Here is a 19,358-nt window from a genome sequence, read left to right on the forward strand (position 1 = left end):
TCAAATGAAAAAGATATTATTGTTTATTGTTTTGATATTTAGTGGATTACGGCTTAGTTCCCAATCCAACTTTTCGGTGAATGTCACCCCTTTATTGGGTTTGAGCCCAAGTCCATATATTGAAAGATATTATAATAAACCATTTGTTTTGCTGACAAACAGTTCACGATCGGCCATTAATATTAAATTAATAGGCAGCATTGAAGGCAATAATGGCTTGGTATGGAAAACGTTTGATAATTACAATCCACAGGTTCCTATAGTCTTGCAGCCTGGCAACAATGTTCTACTGGCCAACAATCAAAATTTAGATTTTTTTGCTTCAAAAAATGTAGAAACCAGCTTGAACAGTAATCAAAAAAAACAACTCTTTGTAAATGGATATTTGCCTCAAGGAACCTATCGTTTTTGTGTAAGAGTATTAGATTTTTTTAAAGGAAATCCATTGAGTCCAGCCGATCCTTTAGGTTGTTCTACTATCAATATTTCTTATATAAAACCACCTCAAATTTTATCTCCAATCAATATAGGATCCGTGATTGGTCAATTTCCTGTTTTTACTTGGGCAACACCAATAGGTAATATTTTGAATTCTAGAATAACCTATGATATGGTTTTGGTTAAGCTAAAAAATGGACAAAACGCTTATGAAGCCTTACAAAACGCTTTGACTTATCGGGTTGGAGTGATCCTGTTTAAAGAGGATATTTCCACGAATTTTTATCAGTACAAACCGAGTGATATTTCTCTTGAAGATGGGCAGGTTTATGCTTTTCAGGTGGTAGCAAAAGGACGAGATTTGTTTTTTGAAAATCAAGGCAAAAGCGAAGTGGTGACTTTCACTTATCGGAAAGAGATGCAAAAGTATGGAAATAAATAACTTACGAAATGCTGTGATTGCAATCTAAGATATATAATACCATTTTTACTATCTAATCGAAAAAGCATCATATTTTGAATCATTGAATTCTTACTTTCCGATACAAAACTTCCCAAAAATGTTAGCCAGCAAGTCTTCTGTAGTTATTGTCCCTGTAATTTCTCCTAAATGATGTAGCGAAAGCCGGATATCTTGAGCCAAAAAATCCCCAGTTATGCCTAAATCCAAGCCACTCAGTACTTCCGTAAGTGCTTCGTTGGCTTTTAGGAGGTGTTCGTAATGGCGGAGGTTGGTTACTGTGGTGTCTTGGCTGCTTTGGAGTTTTATTTTGGCTACCAAAGCTTTTTTTAGTTCTTCTATTCCTAAGTCGTTTTTAGCCGAAATTTTCACATCAACATTCGAATCAAATTTTTCATTGAGATCAATTTTGTTTTGAACCCAAAGAATATCTGCGTTTGTGGTTTCTCTCTCGAGTTGATCTAAAAAGTGTTTATTTGCTTCATTATCAAACAAAAAGATTATAATTTTAGCCGAATGCATCGCTTTTCTGGAACGTTCAATACCCATGGATTCTATGATATCTTCTGTATGACGTATTCCAGCCGTATCGATAAACCTGAATTTTTGACCTTCAATAAAAACTATGTCCTCAATGACGTCTCTGGTGGTGCCTGCTATATCGGTTACGATTGCTTTTTCTTCATTCAAAAGGGCATTTAAAAGTGTTGATTTACCTGCGTTCGGAACTCCGATGATCGCCACAGGAATTCCTTCTTTAATAGCATTACCACTTTCAAATGATGAAATAAGTGGCTCTAGCTGACTTTGAAGTTCGTTTATCAAGGCTCGCAAATCATCTCTGTCTGCAAATTCTACATCTTCTTCGCCAAAGTCGAGCTCGAGTTCTACTAAGCTGGCAAAATGTACCAATTTCTCTCTTAAAATGGCCAATTTTTTAGAAAATCCACCTCTTAGCTGGTTGATGGCTATTTGGTGCGAGGCTTCAGAGTCTGCGGAAATTAAGTCGGCCACGGCCTCGGCTTGTGCAAGGTCAAATTGGCCATTCAAAAATGCTCTTTGCGTAAATTCTCCAGGGTTTGCCATACGGCAACCACTTTTTATGAGTAGTTTAAGTGCATATCGAACAATGTATTCGCTTCCGTGGGTTGATATTTCAACAGAATCTTCTTTGGTAAAACTTTTGGGCGATTTGAAAACGCTTACCAGTACTTCGTCTATCATCTTATCACCGTCCATTATTTTTCCATAATGCACAGTATTGGCTTTGGCTTTTTCCAAATCCACGCCCTTGAATATCTTATTGACGTTCTTGAAAGTTTCAGGCCCAGATACTCGGATGATGGCCAAGGCACCGATACCCTGAGGAGTAGCTAAAGCACAAATGGTTTCTTGTTGATTCAAACGCTTTTATTTTTGTGCAAAAATAACTCAAAAACAGGTCTTTTATTGAGACAATTCAATTAATTTTGAACTTAAATCAAACCCATTGAAGCCTATTTATGCTTTTTAATTCCCTTCAATTTGTTTTTTTCTATATAGTTGTTACCATTCTGTATTTTTCCCTAAGGCATAAGGGTAGAGTATGGCTTCTACTTTTGGCGAGTAGTTATTTCTACTTGGTTTTTAAGCCCGTTTATATTTTTATTCTACTGATAACTATTGTAGTAGATTACTTTGCCGGCATTTGGATTAGTCAGTCAGAGGGCAAAAAACGAAAATGGTTGCTGATTCTGAGTCTCATTACCAATGTCGGTTTTTTAGCTTTTTTTAAATATTGGAATTTTATAAACAAGAATATTTCTATTGCTCTTGGACTTATTGGTACAGAAAATCCTTTTCATGATTATCCCTTCGACTTACCAATAGGTCTATCTTTTCACACATTCCAGGCGATGAGTTATACTATTGAGGTTTATAGAAGAAATCAAAAGCCAGAAAAAAACTTCATAGTGTATTCACTCTATGTGATGTTTTACCCACAGCTGGTTGCTGGTCCAATCGAACGTCCGCAAAATCTTTTACCACAGTTTCATACTTATTTTAAGTTTGATTTTGAAAAACTCAAGTCGGGTTTGATGCTTATGGCTTGGGGCTTGTTTAAAAAAGTGGTCATAGCTGATAGACTGTCGATTATGGTGGATTATTGTTACGACAATCCCACCCAATTTTCGGGTCTAACTTTGCTTTTGGCTACTGTATTTTTTACAATTCAAATCTATTGTGATTTTTCTGGATATTCAGATATAGCCATCGGGGCGGCCCGAACGATGGGTTATGACCTCATGTTGAACTTCAACGCTCCATATCTTTCCAGGAGTATTTCAGAGTTTTGGCGGCGTTGGCATATTTCGCTATCTACTTGGTTTAGAGATTATTTGTATATTCCATTGGGTGGGAGTAGGGTAAGTTCTGGGAGATTGTATGTCAATTATTTGATAGTTTTTACAGTTAGCGGCTTGTGGCATGGAGCTGCCTGGACGTTTATTATTTGGGGAGCCTTACACGGGATTTATCTGGTTTTAGCTATAATGAGAGATAAATATTTGCCATTTAAGTTGCCGAAAAATACGTTTCTTTCCATACTTTTCACTTTTGTATTGGTCATGATTACTTGGGTGTTTTTTAGAGCAAAAGGATTGTATAATGCTAAAATAATCCTCTCTAAAATTTTTAATTTTGGAAATTATGACAGCTTTTCTATGCCTTTCACTACTAACGAGTTTGTTTTTTGCTGGATTTTGATGTTGATTTTATTTCTGAAGGACATTTTTATGAGAGAAATAAAAACCTCGAACACACCTATGTTTTATGCCAAATTTGTAGGCTTACTGTTGGTTTGCTATTTCTTCGGTATATTTTCTTCTAATCAATTTATTTATTTCCAATTTTGATGATGAAAATACTTAAATATTCCACGCTCATTTTGTTCGCATTTCTTTGGTTTTTGGGTTGTTCTAAAACTGCCTCGAAGTACGCTTATGACCACCATATTGTTGAAGATGACTATCGTTATGGGGATTTGTATCGTTTGGCGAATTTGGGAGAATTTAGAGTCAAAGTAGAAAAATGTGATCAAGACTTCACCAGTAAGAAACTCAATGTAGCTTTATATTTGGCAGGAGACAGTTTTACAGAAAATGGCAGATTAGAGGGTGATAATTTTGCAACTGAAAACTATTTTAGAGGTTTTGTGGCCGAACCTAACAAAGGATTTGCTCTCTTGCCAGGCAAGAAAATATTGGTAATTGAGACAGTAGAGAGGCATTTTAGAGAACGTTTTCAAAAGCCCTGGAAAAACTGGGATATTGCTACAGGAAAGGAGATTGTAAGTGACCAAACTTTAGAGGAAAAATTGCTGGGTATCAATGTGCCGTACAATACTCAGATGCATGAATCTCTGCTTTTTGGCTCGGACTTTATGATGAAAATTAGAGAAATCAAAGCTCAATTAAATCTCTGGCTTTTTGGTAAAACTGATGATAAAGTAAAGCTTTACAATGGGCATTTACTGTATTATTTGGATGTGAATCCTGGAATCAGCAGTAGTTTTGACAGAATTGAGGATAGCGAAATAGAACTTATGGTCAAGAATGTTAATCTTACTTATGATTATTACAAAAGCTTGGGATTTGATGAGGTTTATTTAAGTATTATTCCGAATAAGACCAGTATTTTAGCCCAAGATTTGGGTGAATACAATCATTTGATTGAAAAAATTGAAGGGAATAACAGCCTTAAAATGCCTACCATAAGTGTTTACCAGGACTTTCTGAAGAAGAATCTGTACTTGAAAGGTGATTCTCACTGGAATTGTGAAGGGCAGCAGATATGGGTCGATAAAGTAAATGAGAAATTACTGAATACGCAGCAAAATGCTTCCAAAAGCCTCTAAATCATGCGTTTGTTTGTAAAAAGTGCCATCAATTTCCCTTTCTTTTGGGTTTTCTAGATAGAAAATAATCGTGTCTTTTATCGCACTGATATCATAGGGGTCTATGATGCTCCCAAGTTTATACTTTTCGACTTGTTCAGCCATTACGCCGTTGTTGGATACTATGCAGGGCTTGTTGTGGTTTGCGGCTTGGCCAACAATGCCACTTGAACCAAAGAAGTTGATGTTCATTCTGAGAATTATATCTGACTGCTCAAAAGTAGACTCCATTTCTTCGTCGCTCACAAATTCGTCTTTAATAATAGTTTGATATTTTGAATTCTGAGGAATTAAACTCTTGATTTTCTCCAGATAGCCGCCTTTGAACTTTCCGATGATGACCAAAGTGATTTTTTGTGCTTTTATATCATCTAAACTATTCAGGGCTGCTATTATGTTTTCATTGTTTTTGCGTTCGTCCATGTTGCCAAACTGAAGCAAAATCAAATTCTCCTTCGGGATTTTATATCTATCTCGAAGGTTGAAATTTTCAAGCAATTTGTATTCAAAATAGGGGTCAGGGAGGTAGAAGTATCGCCGACTATCTAACCAATTCGGCATGGCTTCGTCATTTAGAATAAATACTTTTTTTAAGTTTTTATTCACCAAAGCCCATTTGATGGTCAATTTTTTCTGTAAAATGGTTCTCCAAAATATGATTTGATTCCTTAATCCTGGGCCTTCTTTTTGCATTCTTGCGTACGGTCTAAACCAAATACCCGCAATACTGTAAGTCGTTTTTGTCTTGCCTATTTCAACCTGATAAGGGTCGAGTTCCATCAAAACCAGGTGGTTGATTTTGTTATTGACGCATTCGTGGTGTATGATTTTCCATTCTTCAGCAGACTTTTGGAAATAGTGCTTTTGTGATGTAATGACAAGCTGCTGTTCCTCAGTAGTGGTGAGAATTTTAATGTTTGTTTTGATCGTTTCAAGTTTAAATTCTGTTGAAAAATTCACTAAAATAAAGTACTCATTTTCAGTGCTTAAACCTTCAATGTATTTCAATAAATTGATGACATAGCCAAATTTATGCCCATCCAGTTTTATGTTTAAATCCGTAATTAAAATCCTCATTTATCGTGATAAACTGTTTTGGATGGTACACGCATCAAAAGTAAAAATCCTATAAAAAAAGCCACCATCAAGAATAAAATAGAGGTTCTCATGCTGCCGGTTACGGCATTGAGATATCCAAAAATAAAGGTTCCGGTGGTAATAGATGCCTTTTCTAAAATATCAAAAAGCGAAAAGTACGAGGCTGTGTGTTTGATGTCTTCGGGTATCAACTTGGCGAAGGTAGAACGAGAAAGTGACTGGATGCCGCCCATTACTAAACCCACCATTCCTGCTATGACATAAAACTGTGTGGCAGTTGTAGTAAAATAGGCTCCTAGCGGCACCAAAAACCAAATGAAAACTTGAATTCTAAGGGCAACCGAATTGCCAAATTTCCGAGACAAGTATGATGCCAAGTAACTACCAGGAATGGCCACCAACTGTATAACTAAAAGCGTGGCTATCAGTCCATCTCGTGGAATTTTGAGTTCGTCTTCAGCAAATAAAGTGGCTACGTAAATCACCGTCATTACACCAAGATAGTATGTAAAATAGGCGGTAAGGAATTTGGTTAAAATTTTGTTTTGTCTGACTTCTATAATTACTGATCGAAGTTCTTTAATTCCTTTTTTTACCCAACTAAGTTCAAATTTTTTGCTATTGTCCTTGGGTAAAAAGTAGAAAGGAATTTGTGCAAATCCAAACCACCAAATACCCACTGTTAAGAAGGCAATTCTTGAAGTTAATCCTGATTTAGAATCAGCCTCTGATAGTCCAAAAAGTTCTGGTTTAAGAATCATTAAAAGATTGAAAACTAGCAGTATAACACTGCCAATATAACCAAAAACGAAGCCTTTGGCACTTAATTTGTCAAAATTATCCTCGGTAGCAATTTGCGGTATATAAGAGTTATAGAACACGATACTTCCACCCCAACCAACTATAGAAAGCCCAAAAGCTATCATTACGCTGTTGAGGCTTTCTTTCGTGAAAAAGTAAAAATAGGCACACGAAGCAGCTCCTAAATAGCAAAAGAACTTCATAAACATTTTTCTTCTGCCAGAATAATCCGCTATAGAAGTAAGAATGGGCGAAAGAAAGACCAATGTTAACGCTGCTGCCGAAATTGTAAAGCTATATAATGAGTTGTTATTGACTTCGAATCCGAAAAAAAAGACCTTGTCACTGCCATTAATTCCGACTGCTGTTGCATGGTAATATATCGGAAAAATGACAGTAGTAATGACCAGATTATGCACTGAATTTGCCCAATCATACATTGACCATGCGTTCCAGATTTTTTTGTTGTTTATAAAATTCATGTATAGGGTTTAAATATTAGGCAATATAAAAAAAGCTTTGTCACAAAATTAAGAATAAAAATCAATTTTAAGTTTTTCTGAAATCGCTCGGCGAAACTCCTACATTTTTCTTGAACAATCTTGTGAAATACGCTGGATCATTAAAATTCAGGAAATAGCTTATTTCAGAGATGGAGTAGGATGTGTTTAAGAGGTATTTTTTAGCTTCTATAATTAATTGCTCGTGAATTATTTGAATGGGTGATTTGTCTAAAACGCTCCTGCAGACTCGGTTCAGGTGCATGGTGGTGATTCCTATTTCTTTTGCATACTGACTAATCGTTTTGGTTTCTGAAAAACCTTGTTTTATGCTTTTCTGAAAAATTTGAAAGTACTTTAAAGTTTTGTTGTCAGTTACTTTAACGGCTTTTTTTTGTATTTGATTTAACCTGAAAATAGCTAAGAATATTGTTTGAAACAAAGAGTTGATGAAGATACGTTTTTCAGCATTCTCTTCGTTTAATTCCTTAATTATCATTTTTTTAAGTGTATTTATTTGTTCAAAAAGTGCATTGTTTTTTTCAAAGTTAAAACATTGTAAATGACTTAATTCAAAGACGATTTTCTGGTTTTGCTTAAAGTTGTTTTCAATAAAAAAATCAGCAAAAGTAATTACTTCTCCTTTTATATTATCTTGAAATGTGAAACCATGGAGCGTATTTGTAGGAATAAAAATGATATTTGGGCCTGAAACTATAGTCTCTTTTTTCTCCGAAATTAGAATTCCAGATCCCTCCTCAATAACAAAAAGCTGAGCCAAGTCGGTATGCAAATGTTCGTTAATTTCCCAATTATACATTTTACTTCTCGACTCTAAGGGCTCTGCGTGGATGAATTCAAGAATGGGCTTATAATGGTTGTCGCCATAAAGTCCGTTGAATATTACGAGCTTTGCTTTCATGTTATAAATGTGCTTTTGTTAATTTCATTTTTTTGATGCTTTTTGAAGCTATAAAGTATTGTTTATCAATAGTTATTCTGTTATTTTGGTTTGAATTTAATTTTGTTTACTTAATTTGTATATTTTTACAGCTAAAATTATGTTATAAAAGTACAAATTATATTTTAATTAGTCCAAGAATAAATTATACTTTCAATATACATTTGTGTCATCGTTCAATTTTAAATTCAAAATTTATGAGTCAATTGATATATAATCCTTTTGACATGGAGGTGCATCCTCCTAGATTATCGCCAGACTATAAGTCAACTATTCTTCGGGCACCAACTAAGCCTTTGGTGTTGTTGAAACAATCATTGGCCGAACTTTCGGGGCCAGTTTTCGGAGACTTTAATTTGGGTGAATTTGATCATGATTTAACAAAGAATTCAATAAAAAATGGGGAGCCATTAGGCGAGCGAATTGTCGTTCATGGAACAGTTTTTAATGAAAACGGGCAGCCTATTCCACATACATTGATAGAGATTTGGCAAGCCAATTCATGCGGGAGATATGTTCATAAAGTAGATCAGCATGATGCTCCTCTTGATCCTAATTTTTTAGGTGCTGGTCGTTGTATGACAGATGAGAACGGCAATTATAAGTTCTATACCATCAAGCCCGGAGCATATCCTTGGGGAAACCATTACAATGCCTGGAGACCAAATCACATACATTTTTCGTTGTTTGGTGCCAATATTACTAACAGATTGGTGACACAAATGTATTTTCCTGGCGATCCACTTTTGCAGCATGATCCGATCTTTCTGGCTGTTCCTCCAAAAGGAAGAGATTTGTTGATTTCAAGGTTTGACCTTGAAGCTACCGAGCCTGATTTTGCATTGGGATATCGTTTTGATTTTGTTTTGAGAGGACATAATGCTACACCATTTGAAAAAATATAATTATGAGCAATAACATGTATAAACAAACGCCATCTCAGACAGTCGGACCTTATTTTGCCTATGGCCTTACTTCAGAGCAATATTTATATGATTTTAAGAGCTTGGCAAACAATGAGTTGGTTTCGATAGATGATGACTCGATTACTATTCGAGGAAGAGTTTTTGATGGAGAAGGAAATGTGATTCCGGATGCGATGTTGGAGATTTGGGACAATCAAAATAACCTATTTGGGAGATTCGGTACGGGTACTGAAAAAGATAAAGGCTTTGTTTTTAAAACCAAAAAACCGCAATCTATTGCTGGAAATGCCCCCTGTTTGTCTGTGATTTTATTTATGCGTGGCCAATTGATCCATTCATATACAAGAATTTATTTTTCTGATGAAGTTACAAATGCAACAGATGAAGTTCTAAATCAAATAGACAATGATAGAAGAAGAACTTTGATAGCTCAGAAAAAGGATAATTACTATTTATTCGATATCCACATGCAGGGCGACAGCGAAACAGTTTTCTTTGACATTTGAAATTATGAGTTTATACAGCCAACTTTTTTATTCTTCTGAGGTAAATGAGCTTTTTTCAGACGAAAATACTATAGCTGCAATGCTGGTTGCGGAGTCGTCTTTGGCTCAAGCACAGGCAGAAATTGGCATTATTTCAAAAGAATCTGCCAATGTTATTTCTAATTGCTGCAGCATTGATTTTGTCGATATTGATAAACTTAAAAAGGAGGTTAAACTTGGTGGTAATGCAGCCATTCCATTGGTGCAGCAACTTACAAAGGTTGTAAAAAATCAAGACTTTGAGGCCTCGAAGTATGTCCATTTTGGTGCTACCAGTCAAGATATTGTGGATACGGGTTCTATACTCCAAATAGCTCAGTATTTGAATTGGCTAGAGAATAAACTTACCGTTTTGAAGATTGAGTTGATGAAAATCACTGAAAAGTACAAGAGGACAGTGATGGTAGGCCGGACGCTTTTGCAGCAAGCTCGCCCAATCACATTCGGTCTCAAAACTAGTGCTTGGTTAGAAGGCCTTTGTAGATCAATTGAAAGAATCGATGAAATGAAAAAAAGGCTTCTGGTGGTTCAGCTTTCTGGAGCTGTTGGAAGTCAAAATAAGAATATTTCTAATGAGGTCGTAAATTTATTTGCCCAAATTTTAGGCTTAAATCCTTCATTTTCTTGGCAATCTCAAAGAGATAATATCAATGAATTGGCAGGTAAGCTGGGCATTTTGACAGGCTCATTGGGCAAAATAGCCAAAGACGTTTCATTGCTGATGCAAACTGAATTGGGAGAGGTTTTTGAGGGAGCGGCCGAGGGAAAAGGTGGCTCGAGTACCATGCCGCACAAAAGGAATCCTGTTACATGTGCGGCTATTTTGGCCAACGCCACAAGAGTTCCTCATTTGGTTGGAAGCATGCTCTCATCAATGCTTCAGGAACAAGAGCGTTCGGCAGGTAATTGGCATGCCGAATGGGAGGTTTTGACCGAAATTATGCTTTTGACTGCTGGAAGTTTAGAAAAAACTACGGAGTTGATTGGAGGATTGGAAGTTGACGAAAAGAGAATGTTGGCCAATATTGAAATTACACAAGGTTTAATTTTTGCTGAAAATGTGTCGTTGGCCTTGGCTTCAAAAATTGGAAAAATTCAGGCTCACGAACTGGTTGAAAAGGCCTGCAAAGCGGCAGTTTCAAAAAACAGACATTTGAAAGAAATTTTGATTGAAAACAGTACAGAAATAGAGAGTTTGGATGAACTATTTAATCCTGAAAATTCTATTGGAAATAGTGTAGAAATTGTGGATGCGATATTAAAAAAGTATGAATAATAATAATGTTTCAAAATCCCCTACTGGGGGTAAAGGGGCTTTCAAAATACAAGGAACACCAAATAGCCCAGTACTGATTTTCTCTAACTCACTGGGTTCAGAAATGATGATGTGGGATGAGCTGATTCCTTATTTGTTGCCCTATTTCAGGGTGTTGCAGTATGATACCCGAGGCCACGGAAGTAGTTTGGTTTTTCTACCCGAGCATAAAAAATCTATAGGACAACTTGGAGAAGACGTAATCCAGCTTATGGATGAACTTGGTATCGAAAAAGCCTATTTCTGCGGTCTTTCTATGGGTGGTTTGATTGGGCAATATTTAGGAATACATCACCCGAATCGTTTCATAAAGATAGTTTTGAGTAACACCGGAGCAAAAATTGGTAATGATGAGCGTTGGAATAGCCGTATAGAGACCATCTCAAAAGACGGAATGCAGGCCATTGTCGATGATACAATGGAGCGTTGGTTTACTGAAGAATTTAGAAGGCAAAATCCTGAAAAAGTTGCTGAAACAAAAGCCATGTTTTTACGCAGTGATGTTCAAGGGTATTCAAACTGTTGTTGTGCCATTCGTGATGCTGATTTTAGAGAACAGTTACAAAAATTGAGTGTAGAGACCTTGGTAATTACAGGCGATGAAGATCCAGTTACAAATGTAGAACACGCTGAGTTTTTGGCGACTAATATTCTTAATGCTACTTTAAAAGTGCTTCATGCCCGACATTTAGCCGCTACCGAACTACCGAAAGAGTATGCATCGGTGTTAATTGATTTTTTTGTTGGAAATAACACTTTTGATAGGGGAATGCATGTTAGAAGGAGTGTTTTGGGAGACGCCCATGTAGATAAAGCCAATAGTAAAATCAATGATTTTAATGCTGATTTTCAGTCTTTTATCACAAACTATGCTTGGGGTGAAATCTGGACAAGGCCGGGTTTGTCCAAACACAATAAAAGCCTAATCACTCTGGCTATGCTGATAGCACTAAATCGCCCAGCTGAGTTTAAAATGCATGTAAAAGCTGCATTTAATAACGGAGTTAGTGCGGATGAAATCAAAGAAGTGATCATGCAATCGGCTTTGTATTGTGGATTACCAGCCGCCAATGATGCCTTTCACTTGGCACTGGAAGTTTTTAGCCCCCTAACCCCCGATGGGGGAATTTAATAACTAAAAAAGTATAAATCTAATTGTATGAAAGATAAAGAAAAAAAAGCCCCCATTGGGGGTTTGGGGGCAATAAAGACTAAAGTAGGAATTATCGGAGCTGGTCCAGCTGGTCTCACCTTGGCTTTAATGCTTCAAAAACAAGGAATTCAGAGCATTATAATTGAGAATCGCAGTCGTGAATATGTTGAAAACAGAGTGCGAGCAGGTTTATTGGAGCATAATACGGTTGAAGTCTTTGAAGAACTGGGTGTGGCGGACAGGTTGCACAAAGAAGGCTTAGTGCATCATGGATGTTATATTGCTTACAATGGAGTGATTCAACGAATTGATTTTCAAAAACATACCCAAAGAGAAGTGACTATTTATGGTCAACAAGAAGTGGTAAAAGATCTGATTCAAGCCTGTATTGATAGAAATATTGAGATATTATTTGAGGCCGAGGCCACAGAAATTAACGATTTCATGACTGGCGAACCGAGTATTTCATTTACTCATTTGGGTGAAAACAAAGTTTTGAATTGCGATTTTGTGGCAGGTACAGACGGATTTCATGGCTTAGGTAGAAAAACTCTACCTAAAGAAACGTACAATGAGTTCAAAATAGAGTACCCGTTTAGTTGGTTGGGGATTTTAGCACATTCAAAACCAAATTATGACGAACTGATTTATGCTTATCACAATGAAGGTTTTGCTTTGGCAAGCATGCGTTCAGAAAAAGTATGCAGGTTGTATTTGCAAGTTCCTAACGATGAGAAAATAGAGAATTGGACGGATGAAAAAATTTGGGCAGAACTCGAAAATAGATTAGGGATAGAGCTAGATAAAGGTGATATTTTTGAGAAAAGTATAACTCCTATGCGGAGTTTTATGATTGATAATCTGCAAGCTGGGCGATTATTTTTAGCAGGTGATGCTGGACATATCGTGCCTCCAACGGGTGCAAAAGGCTTAAATTTGGCAGTGGCGGATGTTCGAAATCTAGCAAAAGGTGTAACTGAATTTTATAAAAACGGAAGCGATGAATTGCTAAAAAGTTATTCTGAAAAATGTGTGGCGAGGGTTTGGAGGGTACAAGATTTCTCAAATTTCATGACTTATTTCTGCCATAAACAGGCCGAAAATGGAAGTTTTGAGCAGCTATTACAAAAATCAAAATTTGATTACCTGAGGATTTCGGAAGCATATCAAAAAACGATTGCGGAAAACTATGTGGGTTTGCCTTTTGATGTTTTTTAGTGCCAAAATAGCAAAGGAAGAAGTATGAACTATATATTTTTAAAGAATTGATTGGAAAAAGTTTATGAAAAAAGTACCTGTTTTGAGCTTAGTTGAGGCCGTTAAATTTGTAAAAGACGGAGACATTCTCCTTCAAGGAGGCTTCGGGATGACAGGCAATCCTGTGCATTTGATGCATGCCTTGGCAGAGACTGATACTAAAAATTTGACATTTATTGGAAATAATACTGGCGAGCCTGGTTTGGGTGGCGATAGATTGTTGGCGAATGGGCAATTGAAAAAAATAATTGGTTCGTTTTTTACCTCAAATCCAAATGCAGTCAAGGCCGTTCAATCGGGATTGGTAGAAGCCGAGCTTTTGCCGCAAGGTACACTCGCCGAGGCCATTCGAGCAGGTGGAGCGGGCATAGGCGGTTTTTATACCCAAACTTCTGCTGGAACAAAAATAGCCGAAGGCCGCGAAACCAAAATTATTGACGGAGTAGAGCAAGTTTTCATCAAAGGCATAAGAGGAAATGTAGCTTTCATTCGTGCTTGGCGAGCAGATACCGCAGGAAATTTGCAATACCGTATGACCGAAAATAACTTTAATAAAGCTATGGCAACTGCCGCAGATTTGGTCATTGCAGAAGTAGAAGAAATTGTTCCAGTAGGCGAAATCGCCCCTGAGAATATCCATACGCAAGGCTGTTTTGTAGATTATTTAGTCCAAGCAACACTTACGCTGGAGGATTTGGGCACTTCAGCATCAGTATCTTCTTCAAAAAAAGTGGATGAAGTGAGAATGAACATGGCAAAACGTGCATTGGCGGAGTTAAAAAAAGGCGATGTAGTAAATTTGGGAATCGGAATCCCGACTTTGGTGGCGGATTTAATTACAGAAGAACACGGAATTATACTCCATACTGAAAACGGAATGTTGGGCGTTGGTCCTGTGCCAACTGATGGGGGAGGAGCAATGAATTACCCTGTAAATGCTGGGAAAATACCTGTAACTCCCTTGCTAGGAAGTAGTTATTTTGATAGTGCAGAGTCTTTTGCTATGATTCGTGGTGGGCATATAGATGTGGCCATTATGGGTGGTTTGGAGTGCGACGAAGCTGCAAATCTCGCCAACTGGGCTGTTCCTGGAAAACCTCTTTTGGGTGTAGGTGGTGCTATGGATTTGGCAAAAGGAGCCAAACGACTCATCATTACCATGACGCACACCAATTCTGACGGTTCACCGAAAATTGTTCCTTCGTGTTTGTTGCCACTTACCGCATCAGGTGTTGTGGATATGATCATTACAGATTTGGCTGTATTTTCTTATCCCGATGGCGTGTTAACATTAGTAGATTTGCTTCCAAACGCTACTTTGGAGGAAGTTCAGGCAAAAACCAGTGCGAAGTTTGCTATCGATTTGAGATAATTTCGGTCGGAAAAATCTGTTTTGATTTTCTAATAAATCATTTAAATATCAGCTTTGGAGTAAAAAGATTAATTTTGTCTTATAAAAAACTCATTATGTCTCTAATTCATATATTTAAAAACAGATGTCCAGATTGTAAAAAAGGGCATATTTTTATCAATAGAAATTTGTTTTCATTTTTGCAGTTAACGGATATGAACCAGAAATGTCCAAACTGTAATTATAATTTTTTTCCTGAAAACGGTTTCTATTGGGGAGCCATGTTTGTAAGCTATGGTTTGGCTAGTTTGGAGGGTTTGATGGTGATATTTGCTTGTGTTTCGTTTGGGAATGAGATTTTCGACTATGCTAATCTTTTGATTATCATAGCTTTTATGATAATTCTTTTTCCTCTGAATTTTAGACTTTCTAGGCTTATTTGGTTGTATATTTTTGGTAATAAAATAAAGAAATGAGGTCATTAGGTACCAAAGGAATCAATATTTCTTTGGTACCTAGCTACCTAACGGTAAAATTTAAACTTATGAAAGAGGCTTTCATTATAGATGCAATAAGAACTCCCATTGGAAGTTTTGGTGGTAGTTTGTCACCTGTTAGAGCCGATGATTTGGCTGCAATTCCAATCAAAGAATTGGTAAAAAGAAATCCCAATATTCCTCTTGAAGTAATCGAAGATGTGATATTGGGTTGTCATAATCAGGCAGGCGAAGACAACAGAAATGTGGCTCGAATGGCCTTACTTTTGGCAGGTTTACCATTCACTATTCCTGGCGAAACCGTCAATAGATTATGTTCTTCGGGTATGTCTGCGGTGATTCATGCCAATAGAGCCATAAAAGCTGGTGATGGTGAGGTGTTGATAGCGGGAGGAATGGAACACATGACGCGAGGTCCATTGGTCATGAGCAAATCTTCCAAGCCCTTTGGTGGTGATATGCAGCTGTTCGATTCGAGTTTCGGCTGGCGGTTTGTAAATCCGCTGATGAACAAAATGTACGGAACAGATGCGATGGGTATTACAGCCGAAAATTTGTCCGAAATGTATAATATCAGTCGTGAAGATCAGGATTTGTTTGCTTATAACTCTCAACAAAAAGCTTATGCTGCACAGCAAAATGGAGTATTGGCCGAAGAAATAGTTGGCGTTGAACTGACAGATAAAAAAGGCAACGTAACTATTTTTGATAAAGATGAATTTATAAAAGGAACCACAAGCCTTGAGACTTTGGCGAAATTAAGACCTGCATTTAAGAAAGAAGGAGGAACGGTTACTGCAGGTAATGCCTCGGGGTTAAATGACGGAGCTGCTGCTATGTTTATAGCCTCTGAAAATGCCATAAAGTCTTATAATCTTGTTCCAAAGGCCAGAATCGTAAGCTCCGGAGTGGTAGGAGTAGAGCCGAGAATAATGGGAATTGGGCCAGTGGGAGCTAGCCAAAAAGCCTTACAAAAGGCAGGTTTAATATTAAATGATATCGATGTAATAGAGTTCAATGAAGCCTTCTCAGCTCAGTGTTTGGCTGTTTCAAGAAATCTCGGTTTGGCAGATGATGATGCCAGAATCAATTCAAACGGTGGAGCTATCGCTTTGGGGCATCCTTTGGGTATGTCAGGCACAAGAATTATTCAAGCGGCTGTAAATCAGTTGCAAAGGACCAAGAAGCGTTATGCTTTGGCCTCAATGTGTGTAGGTGTGGGCATGGGATATGCTGTTGTTTTGGAGCGGGTATAAATTTAAAAAAATACCACGAAATTAAGAAATCAGTGTTAATCCGTGGTATTTTAATATCTGTGTCATCCGTGTTCCAATTTAGCGAAACTAAATTTCACATCAAGCCCAACATCCGAATCGCATTTTCTTTCAAAATCAAAGGTTTAACCTCATCTTTAAATCCAGCCTCTTCGAAGTCCTTCATCCATCTTTCTGGTGTAATTAACGGAAAATCTGTGCCGAAAAGGATTCTGTTTTTGAGCATGGTGTTGGCATATTGCACCAGTTGTTTAGGAAAATATTTAGGAGACCAACCGCTCAAATCAATGTAAACATTGGGCTTGTGCATAGCTACCGAAAGGGCTTCGTCTTGCCAGGGCCAACTTGGATGGGCTATGATAATCGGACAATCAGGAAAATCTATGGCTACATCGTCGAGGTGCATGGGGTTGGAGTATTCCAGTCTTAATCCGCCACCACCACGAACTCCCGAACCAAAACCCGAATGACCTGAATGAAAAAGCATGGGTAATTTATATTCTGCGATGACCTCATACAGATGATAAGCCATTTTGTCTTGCGGATAAAATCCTTGAACTGTAGGATGAAATTTAAAACCTTTTACACCATAATTTTCGATCAAATCACGGGCTTCACGAGCACCCATTCTGCCTTTGTGAGGATCTATGCTCGCAAAGGCTATCATCACATCGTCGTTTTTCAGAGCAGCTTCAGCTACTTCGATATTTGGAATACGTTTTTTGCCCACTTCATGCTCAGAATCAACCGTAAACATCACAAATGCCAAATTGTTTTCTCTGTAAAAATCGGCAGTTTCTTGAATGGTCGGCCTTTTATCTGATTTGAAATATTTTGCAAAAGCTATATCAAATTCTGGTCGATAATCATCGTGTGGTTGACAACAAGATACTTCCGCGTGTGTATGTACGTCAATTGCGATTACTTTTTTTATGTCTATCATGATCAATCTATGAGTTCAATGTTCGGGTCAAAAATAGTTAATGTGTCTGTTTGGAAAAGTAACTCAGCCAATTGCTCCACTTTACTTAGTTCATATTTAAAGAAAAACTTCAGGGTTTGTATTTTTGAAAGGTAAAATTTACTTTCAGAAGTACTGCCATTAATCTGCATTTGAGCTTTTTCTGCCATTTTTAGCCATTGCCAAGCAGCATTTAGCAGCCCGAATAATTCCATATATGCTGTGGCGTCTTTCAAAAATATTTCTAAATTTCCTTCTTCTGGTATTTTTTCTAAATGCTCATTAACTTTGGCAAAAATGCTTAGTTTTTGTTCAAAATTATTTACAAATGGTTTTAGTTCTGCTAATTTTCTGGCTTTTTCTAAACTCACTTCTATTTCAGAAAGCCAATATTTTAGAGCAATTTTATCATTTCTAAAAACCTCTCTTCCCAAAAGTGCCAAAGATTGAATTCCGGTTGTTCCTTCATATATGCTGCAAATCCTTACGTCTCTGGCCAATTGTTCCAACGGAAAATCTTCTGTATAGCCATAGCCACCCAATACTTGCAATCCTTGATTTACAGAAACAATGCCCATTTCAGCACCAAACGTTTTTGCCACTGGAGTTAATAATTCAAGTAAAGTGTCGTAGTAGGATTTTTTTTCAGGGTTTACTCGAGTTTGATCTATATAAAAATAGCATTGCAACATAAAAGCCAATCCGCCTTCTACAACAGCTTTCTGTTTGAAGAGCATTCTGCGTACATCTGGATGTTCAATGATTTTGGCAGAAACAGCTTTTTGATTCAAATCCAAACGTTTTCCTTGAATTCGTTCCTTTGCATACTTTAGAGAATGATGATATGCCGCTGATGCACAAGCGATTCCGGTCATGCCCACTCCTAAACGGGCACTGTTCATCATTTTGAACATTTGGGTTAGACCTTGATTGGCTTCCCCTAAAAGATACCCAAAACAATTGTCATTTTCGCCAAAAGCCAAATGCATAGCTGGAGTAGCTTTTTGACCCATTTTGTGATAAATACCAATCGAAGTCACATCGTTGGATTTATCCAAATTATCTACATGGTTTTTTGGAACAATAAATAAAGAAATGCCTTTAACGCCTGCTGGAGCTCCTTCAATTCGGGCTAAAACCAAATGAATAATATTGGGCGTAATGTCATGGTCTCCAGCAGAAATAAAAACTTTTTGTCCTGAAATTTTGTAAGTTCCATCGGTTTGAGGAGTGGCCTTTGTGGCAACATCTGAAAGTGAACTGCCCGCCTGAGGCTCGGTAAGACACATACTGCTTAGCCACTCAGCCGAGAGAAGTTTGGGAACGTAAAGCTCTTTTTGATCCTGATTGCCGAACATGGCGATAAGATTTGCACATCCGTTGGCCAAATCAGTGAACATCATGAAGCTATTATGGGCACTCATTCCGATGTATTCTGATGCAGCATATACCGTTTTGGGTAATTGTTGGCCATCAAAGGTCTCATCAAAAGTGGCTGAAATCATCCCGGCATCTGCATAAGTTTTTACGAAAGTACGTACGCCAGAATGAACGCTCACTTGACCATCAATCAGTTGCGGCTGATTTCTATCGCTTTCGACAAAAGCTGGTAAAGCAGTTTTTTGACTGATTTCATCGGCCATATCAAGCACCAAATCGAAGGTCTCTTTCGAATGATTTTTGAAATAATCATCCTCGCAGAGTTCTTCCACTTTCAGCACTTCATGCAATATGAAATCTATATTTCTTCTCGAATATAATTGCATTTATTGTTTGTTTAGGATCGTTTTAGAACACAGATAACACGGATTTTACTGATTTACACTGAAATCAACTTTGATCTATTAATAGTATTTTAAAAGTAAAAAAAAATCTGTGTTCATCTGT

The 19,358-nt window shown here is 37.3% G+C and carries 17 protein-coding genes and 1 pseudogene; 12 read left to right on the forward strand and 6 right to left on the reverse strand.

The genetic code is table 11. From position 1 onward, the window contains the following. The first annotated feature begins 4 nt into the window (after positions 1 to 4). Positions 5 to 880 (forward strand): hypothetical protein, encoded by an 876-nt coding sequence (locus tag EGI26_RS09690; RefSeq protein ID WP_255077933.1) that lies wholly within the window; start codon positions 5 to 7, stop codon positions 878 to 880. 90 nt (positions 881 to 970) lie between these two features. Here EGI26_RS09690 and mnmE read toward each other — a convergent pair whose 3' ends face one another. Next, positions 971 to 2,302: a tRNA uridine-5-carboxymethylaminomethyl(34) synthesis GTPase MnmE gene (gene mnmE / locus EGI26_RS09695; RefSeq protein ID WP_255077935.1), complete on the reverse strand. Its 1,332-nt coding sequence runs from the start codon at positions 2,300 to 2,302 to the stop codon at positions 971 to 973. Positions 2,303 to 2,400: 98 nt separating this feature from the next. On the opposite strand from mnmE, the gene EGI26_RS09700 reads away from it, so the two are divergent. Together EGI26_RS09700 and EGI26_RS09705 are read left to right on the forward strand one after the other, a co-directional pair. Next, positions 2,401 to 3,792, forward strand: a complete 1,392-nt coding sequence (locus EGI26_RS09700) for an MBOAT family protein (protein WP_255077936.1) — start codon at positions 2,401 to 2,403, stop codon at positions 3,790 to 3,792. Continuing rightward, on the forward strand, positions 3,792 to 4,793 hold the full coding sequence (locus EGI26_RS09705) for a hypothetical protein (protein ID WP_255077937.1): 1,002 nt from the start codon (positions 3,792 to 3,794) through the stop codon (positions 4,791 to 4,793). The genes EGI26_RS09700 and EGI26_RS09705 overlap by 1 nt, the downstream gene beginning before the upstream one ends. Here EGI26_RS09705 and EGI26_RS09710 read toward each other — a convergent pair. From EGI26_RS09710 to EGI26_RS09720, 3 genes are all read right to left on the reverse strand, one after another. After that, positions 4,755 to 5,909, reverse strand: coding sequence for a glycosyltransferase (locus tag EGI26_RS09710; RefSeq protein ID WP_255077938.1), 1,155 nt, complete (start codon positions 5,907 to 5,909; stop codon positions 4,755 to 4,757). The genes EGI26_RS09705 and EGI26_RS09710 overlap by 39 nt on opposite strands. Then, positions 5,906 to 7,213, reverse strand: coding sequence for an MFS transporter (locus EGI26_RS09715; RefSeq protein WP_255077939.1), 1,308 nt, complete (start codon positions 7,211 to 7,213; stop codon positions 5,906 to 5,908). Before EGI26_RS09715 ends, EGI26_RS09710 begins: the two co-directional genes overlap by 4 nt. A 67-nt stretch (positions 7,214 to 7,280) precedes the next feature. Next, positions 7,281 to 8,153 carry an AraC family transcriptional regulator gene (locus EGI26_RS09720; RefSeq protein WP_255077940.1) on the reverse strand — a complete coding sequence of 291 codons (873 nt, stop codon included), beginning with the start codon at positions 8,151 to 8,153 and terminating at the stop codon, positions 7,281 to 7,283. Between the two features lie 236 nt (positions 8,154 to 8,389). Here EGI26_RS09720 and pcaH point away from each other — a divergent pair, with 236 nt between their 5' ends. The 9 genes and pseudogenes from pcaH (at position 8,390) to pcaF (ending at position 16,492) form a co-directional block, all read left to right on the forward strand. Then, positions 8,390 to 9,097, forward strand: a complete 708-nt coding sequence (gene pcaH, locus EGI26_RS09725) for a protocatechuate 3,4-dioxygenase subunit beta (protein WP_255077941.1) — start codon at positions 8,390 to 8,392, stop codon at positions 9,095 to 9,097. Positions 9,098 to 9,099: 2 nt separating this feature from the next. Then, positions 9,100 to 9,624 (forward strand): protocatechuate 3,4-dioxygenase subunit alpha, encoded by a 525-nt coding sequence (pcaG, locus tag EGI26_RS09730; protein WP_255077942.1) that lies wholly within the window; start codon positions 9,100 to 9,102, stop codon positions 9,622 to 9,624. Between the two features lie 4 nt (positions 9,625 to 9,628). Further along, complete coding sequence (pcaB, locus tag EGI26_RS09735; RefSeq protein ID WP_255077943.1) at positions 9,629 to 10,939, forward strand: 3-carboxy-cis,cis-muconate cycloisomerase; 1,311 nt, start codon at positions 9,629 to 9,631, stop codon at positions 10,937 to 10,939. Next, positions 10,932 to 11,714: pseudogene (pcaD, locus tag EGI26_RS09740) on the forward strand (3-oxoadipate enol-lactonase); the annotation flags it as partial. The gene pcaB and the pseudogene pcaD, both read left to right, overlap by 8 nt. After that, positions 11,709 to 12,110 carry a 4-carboxymuconolactone decarboxylase gene (pcaC, locus tag EGI26_RS21310; protein ID WP_409035361.1) on the forward strand — a complete coding sequence of 134 codons (402 nt, stop codon included), beginning with the start codon at positions 11,709 to 11,711 and terminating at the stop codon, positions 12,108 to 12,110. The pseudogene pcaD and the gene pcaC, both read left to right, overlap by 6 nt. 27 nt (positions 12,111 to 12,137) lie before the next feature. Then, complete coding sequence (locus EGI26_RS09745) at positions 12,138 to 13,349, forward strand: 4-hydroxybenzoate 3-monooxygenase (RefSeq protein ID WP_255077945.1); 1,212 nt, start codon at positions 12,138 to 12,140, stop codon at positions 13,347 to 13,349. A 64-nt stretch (positions 13,350 to 13,413) separates the two neighbouring features. Then, on the forward strand, positions 13,414 to 14,760 hold the full coding sequence (locus EGI26_RS09750; RefSeq protein WP_255077946.1) for a 3-oxoacid CoA-transferase: 1,347 nt from the start codon (positions 13,414 to 13,416) through the stop codon (positions 14,758 to 14,760). 95 nt (positions 14,761 to 14,855) lie between these two features. After that, complete coding sequence (locus EGI26_RS09755) at positions 14,856 to 15,215, forward strand: hypothetical protein (RefSeq protein ID WP_255077947.1); 360 nt, start codon at positions 14,856 to 14,858, stop codon at positions 15,213 to 15,215. A 68-nt stretch (positions 15,216 to 15,283) separates the two neighbouring features. Further along, entirely contained in the window at positions 15,284 to 16,492 is a 1,209-nt protein-coding gene (gene pcaF, locus EGI26_RS09760) for a 3-oxoadipyl-CoA thiolase (RefSeq protein ID WP_255078067.1), read from the forward strand. 94 nt (positions 16,493 to 16,586) lie between these two features. Here pcaF and EGI26_RS09765 read toward each other — a convergent pair whose 3' ends face one another. Then, positions 16,587 to 17,453 carry an amidohydrolase family protein gene (locus tag EGI26_RS09765; RefSeq protein WP_255077948.1) on the reverse strand — a complete coding sequence of 289 codons (867 nt, stop codon included), beginning with the start codon at positions 17,451 to 17,453 and terminating at the stop codon, positions 16,587 to 16,589. A gap of 2 nt (positions 17,454 to 17,455) precedes the next feature. Further along, the gene (locus EGI26_RS09770; protein ID WP_255077949.1) at positions 17,456 to 19,237 is read right to left on the reverse strand and encodes an acyl-CoA dehydrogenase; all 1,782 of its coding nucleotides are present in this window, start codon (positions 19,235 to 19,237) and stop codon (positions 17,456 to 17,458) included. Positions 19,238 to 19,358: the final 121 nt, after the last annotated feature.

This window comes from Lacihabitans sp. CCS-44 (genome assembly GCF_024343735.1).
Classification (GTDB): domain Bacteria; phylum Bacteroidota; class Bacteroidia; order Cytophagales; family Spirosomataceae; genus Leadbetterella.